The 7,297-nt window shown below is 65.7% G+C and carries 7 protein-coding genes; all 7 read right to left on the bottom strand.

Features of this window, described 5'->3' with window-relative positions:
* Window positions 1–175 precede the first annotated feature (175 nt).
* On the bottom strand, window positions 176–1,243 hold the full coding sequence (locus HWY30_RS40105) for a glycosyltransferase family 4 protein (protein WP_090804800.1): 1,068 nt from the start codon (window positions 1,241–1,243) through the stop codon (window positions 176–178).
* Window positions 1,244–1,512: 269 nt separating this feature from the next.
* Entirely contained in the window at window positions 1,513–2,925 is a 1,413-nt protein-coding gene (otsA, locus tag HWY30_RS40100) for an alpha,alpha-trehalose-phosphate synthase (UDP-forming) (RefSeq protein ID WP_090804798.1), read from the bottom strand.
* Between the two features lie 186 nt (window positions 2,926–3,111).
* On the bottom strand, window positions 3,112–4,335 hold the full coding sequence (locus tag HWY30_RS40095; protein WP_090804796.1) for a mechanosensitive ion channel family protein: 1,224 nt from the start codon (window positions 4,333–4,335) through the stop codon (window positions 3,112–3,114).
* A gap of 119 nt (window positions 4,336–4,454) precedes the next feature.
* A complete protein-coding gene (locus HWY30_RS40090) occupies window positions 4,455–4,811 on the bottom strand; it encodes a Rap1a/Tai family immunity protein (RefSeq protein WP_090804794.1) in 357 nt (118 codons plus the stop codon).
* A gap of 185 nt (window positions 4,812–4,996) precedes the next feature.
* Window positions 4,997–5,728 (bottom strand): ankyrin repeat domain-containing protein, encoded by a 732-nt coding sequence (locus HWY30_RS40085; RefSeq protein WP_090804793.1) that lies wholly within the window; start codon window positions 5,726–5,728, stop codon window positions 4,997–4,999.
* Between the two features lie 52 nt (window positions 5,729–5,780).
* Window positions 5,781–6,572, bottom strand: a complete 792-nt coding sequence (locus HWY30_RS40080; protein ID WP_090804791.1) for a TatD family hydrolase — start codon at window positions 6,570–6,572, stop codon at window positions 5,781–5,783.
* A gap of 93 nt (window positions 6,573–6,665) precedes the next feature.
* Complete coding sequence (locus HWY30_RS40075) at window positions 6,666–7,181, bottom strand: GNAT family N-acetyltransferase (protein ID WP_090804789.1); 516 nt, start codon at window positions 7,179–7,181, stop codon at window positions 6,666–6,668.
* Between the last annotated feature and the right edge of the window lie 116 nt (window positions 7,182–7,297).

The raw sequence follows: 7,297 nt of genomic DNA, 5'->3' as shown, positions 1-7,297 counted from the left end.
CTTCCCCTTGCCGGGTGTGCAGAGGACTTTCACCCCCAAGTCATCCGGCTCGCCACCACAGCGGGTCGGACAGCGCCAGTCACGGCGCTACGCGCCATGCCTGGCGCACCAAAAAAACGGCGCCGCGCATCGCGCACCGCCGTCCTTCGCTTCGACACGTCCCAACGATCCCGCGTCAACGGCCCGACGAATCGACCACCTTGAACCTCGAGCGCTTCTGTGCGCGAATCACCAACTGATACGCCTCCACATACTCACGCGCCATCCGGTGCGACGTGAAGCGCTCCTCGAAACGCCGCCGCACGCCCGCGCGCGACACCTTGTGCAGCCGGTTCACGGCCGCCACCGCGCCGATCTCGTCCTCGACGATGAACCCGGTCACGCCCTCTTCGAGCACTTCGGGCACCGAGCCGCGGTTGAACGCGATCACCGGCGTGCCGCAAGCCATCGCCTCGATCATCACGAGACCGAACGGCTCCGGCCAGTCGATCGGAAACAGCAGCGCATGCGCGCCCGACAGAAACTCGGCCTTCTGATGATCGGCAATCTCGCCGATGTACTCGACGTACGGCAGGTCAAGCAACGGCCGGATATCGCGCTCGAAGTACTCGCGATCGGCCGCATCGACCTTGGCGGCGATACGGATCGGCATGCCGCAGCGGCCGGCGATGCGGATCGCCGTATCGACGCGCTTTTCCGGCGAAATCCGGCCGAGAAACGCGAGGTACTTCTGCTCGACCGGTTGCGGCGTATAGAGTTGCGCCGGCAGGCCGTGATAGACGGTGGTGAGCCAGCGCGCCTGCGGCAGCGGATGACGCTGAGCGTTCGAAATGGAGATCACGGGCGCGGTGTTGAATGTGTCGAACACCGGCTGCTGCTCGGGCAGATCGAGCCGGCCGTGCATCGTCGTGACGAACGGCGTGTCCTGCCGCTTGAATACCGAGAACGAGTAGTAGTCGAGGTGGAAATGCAGCACGTCGAACTCTTCGGCCTGGCGGCGCACGAGTTCCATCAACAGCATATGCGGCGCGATGCGGTCGCGAATGCCCGGATCGAGCCGCAGCGCGCGCGGCCACACCGCTTCGAGCTTCGCGCTCGTGACGGAGTCGCCGCTCGCGAACAGCGTCACGTCGTGGCCTTGCTCGACCAGCGCTTCGGTGATGTACGACACGACGCGCTCCGTGCCGCCGTAGAGCTTCGGCGGCACCGATTCGGTCAGCGGGGCAATCTGCGCAATCTTCATATTGTGTCTCCGTGAGCCGGCGGCTGGCACACAATCGCGATGCCGTCGGCGACGCCGAGTATGACAGCGCCATGACGTCGGAACAATGCGCGCGGTCCCTAACGCGGTCCCTAAGCGTCGCATGCATCGTCGCTACGGGGAATTATTCCCTGGCATCGGTCGAAAAGCCGCAGGTCTTGCAATTGCTCGGTGCTGTTACAAGCGGCTTACATCCGGTGACACGCGGCCACGCGCCGGGTTTGCGCGGGCTTTGGGCCGTCGCCGCGCCGTCATTTGTGGCCGCCGCCCTCGCCCGACCCGCGCACTGGCATGCTGCGCAAATCCCTGAGGAAGCTGTCGCGCCACACGCCGAGATCGTTCTTACGCAGCGCGGCCATGTCGATCTCGTGACGCCGCTGGCGCGCGTCGAGCGGCATTTGCAGCGCACGTTGCAAGGCCTCGCACATGCCGATCGCATCGTGCGGATTGACGAGCAGCGCGCCAGAGAGCTCGGCGGCCGCGCCCGCGAAAATCGACAGCACGAGCACGCCGGGATCGTCGGGATTCTGCGCGGCCACGTACTCCTTCGCGACGAGGTTCATGCCGTCGTGCAGCGGCGTGACGAAGCCGATCTGCGACTCCCGAAACAGCGACATCAGCTTCCAGCGGTCGTACTGCTGGTTCAGATAGCGGATCGGCGTGTAGTCGAGCCCCGAGTAGCGGCCGTTGATGCGCCCTGCCTCGTATTCGAGATCCTGGCGGATCTTCTGATAGGTCGCGACGTCCGAGCGCGTAGGCGGCGCGATCTGCACGAGCGTGACGTTGCCGCGCCATTCGGGCGAGCGTTCGAGCAGCAACTCGAACGCGCGAAAGCGCTCGACCAGTCCCTTCGAATAGTCGAGCCGGTCGACGCTCATGACCAGCTTGCGCCCCTCGAGGCTTTGCTTCAGCTCGAGCACGTGCTGGCGGCTTTCATAGCGCTTGGCCTGCTCGGCGATTTCGTCGGGGAACACGCCGATCCGGTAGACGCCGGTGCGCAGCTTGCGCCCGAACGCCTCGACGACGCCGTCCGCGCTCACCGTGCCACGCGCGTGACGCGTCACGTAGTCGTGGAATGCCTGCTGGTCGGTGGCGGTCTGGAAGCCGAGCAGGTCGTAGCACGACATCGACTTCACCAGTTCCTCGTGCGGCGGAATGTTGAGCAGGATCTGCGGCGCGGGAAACGGAATATGCAGGAAGAAACCGATGCGGTTCGTCACGCCCTCGCTGCGCAGCGCCTCGGCAAACGGGATCAGATGGTAGTCGTGAATCCAGATGATGTCGTCGGGTTCGAGCAGCTTGACCAGCTTGTGAGCGAGCCATGCGTTGACGCGCCGGTAGCCCGCGTACTCTTCGCGCTCGTAGCGCGCGAGGTCGTTGCGGTAGTGGAATACCGGCCACAGCGTCGCGTTCGAGAAGCCGCGGTAGTACTGGTCGTAGTCCTTGCGCGTGAGGCCGACGGTTGCGAAGGTCACCGCGCCGTCCTGCTCGAGCATCGGCCCCGCGTTGGCGACCGTTTCGCTGACTACGTCGCCGCTCCAGCCGAACCAGACGCCGCCTGCATCCTTCAGCGCGCCGAATACGCCGACCGCGAGTCCACCCGCCGATCCCTTGGTCTCCGTCGGCGTCGCGACGCGATTCGACACGACGATCAATCGGCCCATAGTGCATGTCCTCCGTCATTCTTGCGATGCGCCGCGACGCCTGAGCAGGCGTGGCGCGCCCGTGAATAGCAATCGGTGTGCCCGCGCATCGCCGGGCTTGCCGAGGGTGGTCGCCGCACGCCGCTCGCGATACCCAACCCGCGATTTGCCACTCGCCACGGGCGATTCGCGATCCGCAACGCCCGCCTAAGCCTGCTCCTTGGTCTTCTGCGCGACCTCGCCCGCGCCAGTGCGGCCGATGCGGCTCGCCACCGGATCGGCTTCGGTATGCGCGGCGGTGCTGCCGGCTGGCGCCTGCCGGCTGCGCGGCAGCCAGTCGCTCGGGCCAGCGCCACCGGTCTCCAGCTCCGCCGACACCTCGGCACGCGCCCGCGGCAGGTATTCCGGGTAATGCCGATGAACGAAATCGAGCAGCCCTTCGCGCACGCGGCAGCGCAGATCCCACGCAAGGCCGGAATCGGGCGCGCTGACGAGCGCGCGCAACTGCATCGCGCGCTCGGTGCAGTCCGTCACCTGCAGCACCTGCACGCGACGGTCCCACTCGGGCGCGTTCTCGACGATGCGCGCAAGCTCCTCGCGCAGCGGCGCGAGCGGCATCCGGTAATCGACGAACAGGAACACGGTGCCGATGATCTGCGAGCTGCTGCGGGTCCAGTTCGAGAACGGATTTTCGATAAACCATTGCAACGGCACGATCAGACGGCGCTGGTCCCACAGCCGCACCGACACGTACGTGCCGGTGATCTCCTCGATGCGTCCCCACTCGTCCTGGATCACGACGACGTCGTCGAGGCGGATCGGTTGCGACAGCGCGATCTGCAAACCGGCGATCAGGTTGCCGAGCACCGGCCGCGCCGCGATACCGGCGACCAGACCGGCGACACCCGCCGACGCCAGCAGGCTCGCGCCGATCTGCCGCACGTTGGGCAGGGTCATCAGCGCACCGCCGACACCGATGATCACGATCACGATCATCACCGAGCGCGCGAGTACGCGCGCCTGCGTATGGATGCGGCGCGCCTGCAGGTTATCGGCGGAATCGAGCGGATGGGCGCGGATGATCGCTTCGCCGATCGCCGCGGCCGAGCGCACCGACAGCCACGTCAGCGCGGCGATCAGCGCGATGCCGGTGATGTCGCGCACCGGTTCGATGAAGTTGAGGGTGTCGGGTGCCTCGGACCCGACCCACGCGAACACGAGGATCACGAGGGCGAACAGCGACGGCTTGTCGATGTAGCGCAGCACGACGCTCGTCAGCGCGTGCGGCCGCGCGAGACGCTTCACGACGCGCGCGCCGAAGCGGTGAATGCCGATCGCCACGATCGCCGCGATGGCCGTCACGATCAGCGTGCCGAGCCACGTATGCAGCGGCGCGGCCGCCACGCGGTAGAAGTCGTCGATAGTAGGCATAACGGGCATCTTCCTCCGGGCTCGATGAGCGGCGGCGCGCCTGCGCGACGACTGACATCCGGGGCGCACGACCGCGCCTGGGCGTTACAACGGGTTCTTCGATGCGTCGCGGTTATCGATCAGCCGCCGCTCTTGCAGGGAAACGCCTTGCCGAGACCCAGCGAAATCGCCGTGCTCGCGTTGTAGCCCGCGGCGTTCGGGTTCTCGGCGATGTACTTGCGCACCGCGTCGGTCAACTGCGCCGAGCGCGCATCCGGCGGCAGACAGAAGTACTGGCCGACGCGCGGACCGGTGGTGCCGCCGATCGCGTCGATCGTGTTGAAGATGCCGTCGGCCGCGCCTTCGATGTAGGCCGCGCAGGCGCTACGCGAAGCCACGTCCGTCTTGGTGCACAGCTTGTTGAGGTCGCCTCCCGTAAACGCGGCTGCCGAAAGCGGCAAGGCAAGCGCGCCGGCGAAAATCAAAGCCCGCAGCATGGTGTTCCTTTCCAGGGTTGTTTATTCACGCGGTCTTTCTGCCGCGTCCGGACGGCGCGCTACGCGGCGCGCCGGAGTCGTCATTCTGCACTGTTTTACGCGGCGGCAGCAGGCCGGCAGCCGCGCGGCTCGGACAAAACGGCTGCAAAGCGGCACGGCATGGCGAGGCGCCTGCCGACAAAACGTCATTGCTTCTGCTGCTGCGTCTGCTGCATGCGCGCCGTGAGCCCTTCGACGACGTCCGGCTCCTTGTAGGTCTTGGCGAAATCGAGCGCGGTCATGCCGATCTGGTTTTTCACCGACAGGTCCGCGCCGTTGTCGAGCAGCAGCTTGACGGTGGAAACGTGGCCGCCGCGCGCGGCCATCATCAGCGGCGTGGTGCCGTTCGGCGAGCCCGCGTCGACGTAGGCCGAGTGGTCGAGCAGCACCTTGACGATGTCGTCGTGGCCGTTCGCGGCCGCGTAGTGCAGCGGCGCCCAGCCCTTCTTGTTGACCTCGGCGCCCTTCGCGATCAGCAGATTCACGAAGTTCAGGTCGCCGACCAGCGACGCCATCATCAGCGCGTTTTCGCCGGCCTTGTCCTGAATCTCGATATCGGTCTTTGGATTCGCAAGCAACGCGGCCGCGACCTTGTCGGATTTCTCGCGCGCGGCGATCACGAGCAGCGGGATGCCCTGATTGTCGACGCTGTTCGGGTCCATGCCCTTCGCGAGCAGCTTGTTGACGCCGTCGACGTCGTCGAACTTGACCGACTTGATCAGCGAGTCGATCGGCGCCGCATGCGCGGGCACCGCGACGAGCGCCGCGCACGCGAGCGCGGCGGCGCACGCGAGACGGCGCGCTGGCGCGAGAGCCCGGGCGGCCGACCCGGCGGACAGCGGTTGGAAATCAGCGGACGACGTCGAAATATTTTTCATATGGTACTTTAGGAAATTTTCCTATCCCTTTGATGTTACGCGGCTTTTTGGTTCAGATTCGGGCCGGCGCGGCGAGTCCGAACAGTCTGAAGAAGTTTTGCGTGGTGACGGCGGCCAGCGCCTCGTCAGGCATCTCGCGTTGCTGCGCGATGAAGCGTCCGACATAACTGACGTACGCAGGTTCATTCGGTTTGCCGCGATACGGCACCGGCGCCAGGTACGGCGAGTCGGTTTCGATCAGCAGACGCTCGAGCGGCACGCGGCGCGCGACGTCCTGCACATCGGTCGCGCTCTTGAACGTGACGATGCCCGACAGCGAAATGTAAAAATTCTGCGCGAGCGCCTGCTCGGCGATGGCCCACGGTTCGGTGAAGCAATGCATGACGCCGCCCGGCACGCCGGCGCGCTCCTCGGCCATGATGCGCAACGTATCTTCCGACGCCGAGCGGGTGTGGATGATCAGCGGCTTGCTGGTCGCGTGCGCGGCGCGGATGTGCGTGCGAAAGCGCTCGCGCTGCCACTCCATGTCGGCGATCGAGCGGCCTTCGAGGCGATAGTAATCGAGCCCGGTTTCGCCGATCGCGACGACCTTCGGGTGCCCGGCCAGTTCAACCAGCTCGGCTACGCTCGGCTCGCGCATGTGCTCGTGATCGGGATGCACGCCGACCGACGCGTACACGTTGTCATAGCGGCTGGCGATGTCCAGTACCGACGGCAGCGTTTCAAGATCCACCGACACGCACAACGCGTGCGAGACCGAATGGCTGCGCATGTTTTCGAGCACTTGCGGCAGACGGTCCGCGAGTCCTTCGAAGTTGATGTGGCAGTGTGAATCGACAAACATGGTCAGGTCCTGCGAAAAAGGGGCTTGCGGCTGGGCGATGGCGTGGCCGGGGCCGCTTGGGACAGCTCAGGTGGCGCTGCTTGCGCAGCGCGCTCAACCGGCGTGCGCAAGACGCTTGCCAAGAATCACCAGATCGCGCTCGACGCCATCCAGCACCGCGACGCGCGGTAGCGTGCCCCAGGCATCGAAGCCGAAGCCGCGGAACAGCCGCACGCTCGCTTCATTGTGACCGAACACGAAGCCGAGCACCGTATCGATGCCAAGACCCGGTGCCGCGTCGAGCGACGCCGCCAGCAGTTGCTTGCCGAGTCCCTGGCCGCGCGCGCTTTCGTCGAGATAGATGCTGACTTCGGCGGTGCGCTGATAAGCCGGCCGGCCATAAAAATCGGAAAAGCTGAGCCACGCGATCACGCGGCCCGCCTGCTTCGGATCTTCGACCACCCACAGCGGCCGCTTCTGCGGGCTGTGCGCATGAAACCACCCATGCCGGCTCTCGACGCTGACCGGCTCGAGGTCCGCGGTGACCTGGCGCGACGGGATCGTCGAATTGTAGATGGCGACGATCGCGGGCAGATCGTCGAGCGTGGCGTCGCGGTAGGAAAGGCTCATGGCGGTTGGCTTGAATGAAAAAAAGGTTGGTCAGTAAAAAGTGTGGGTGGATGGAGGCTCGGGGAGCTTGCCAAGTGCATGATAGAGCGCGATTTCCGTGGCTCTGAAGGTTCGGA

The sequence above is a fragment of the Paraburkholderia tuberum STM678 genome (genome assembly GCF_902833905.1).
GTDB lineage: Bacteria > Pseudomonadota > Gammaproteobacteria > Burkholderiales > Burkholderiaceae > Paraburkholderia > Paraburkholderia tuberum.
The sequence above is the reverse complement of the archived record's forward strand: the minus strand, read 5'-3'. Positions and strand labels throughout refer to the sequence as shown.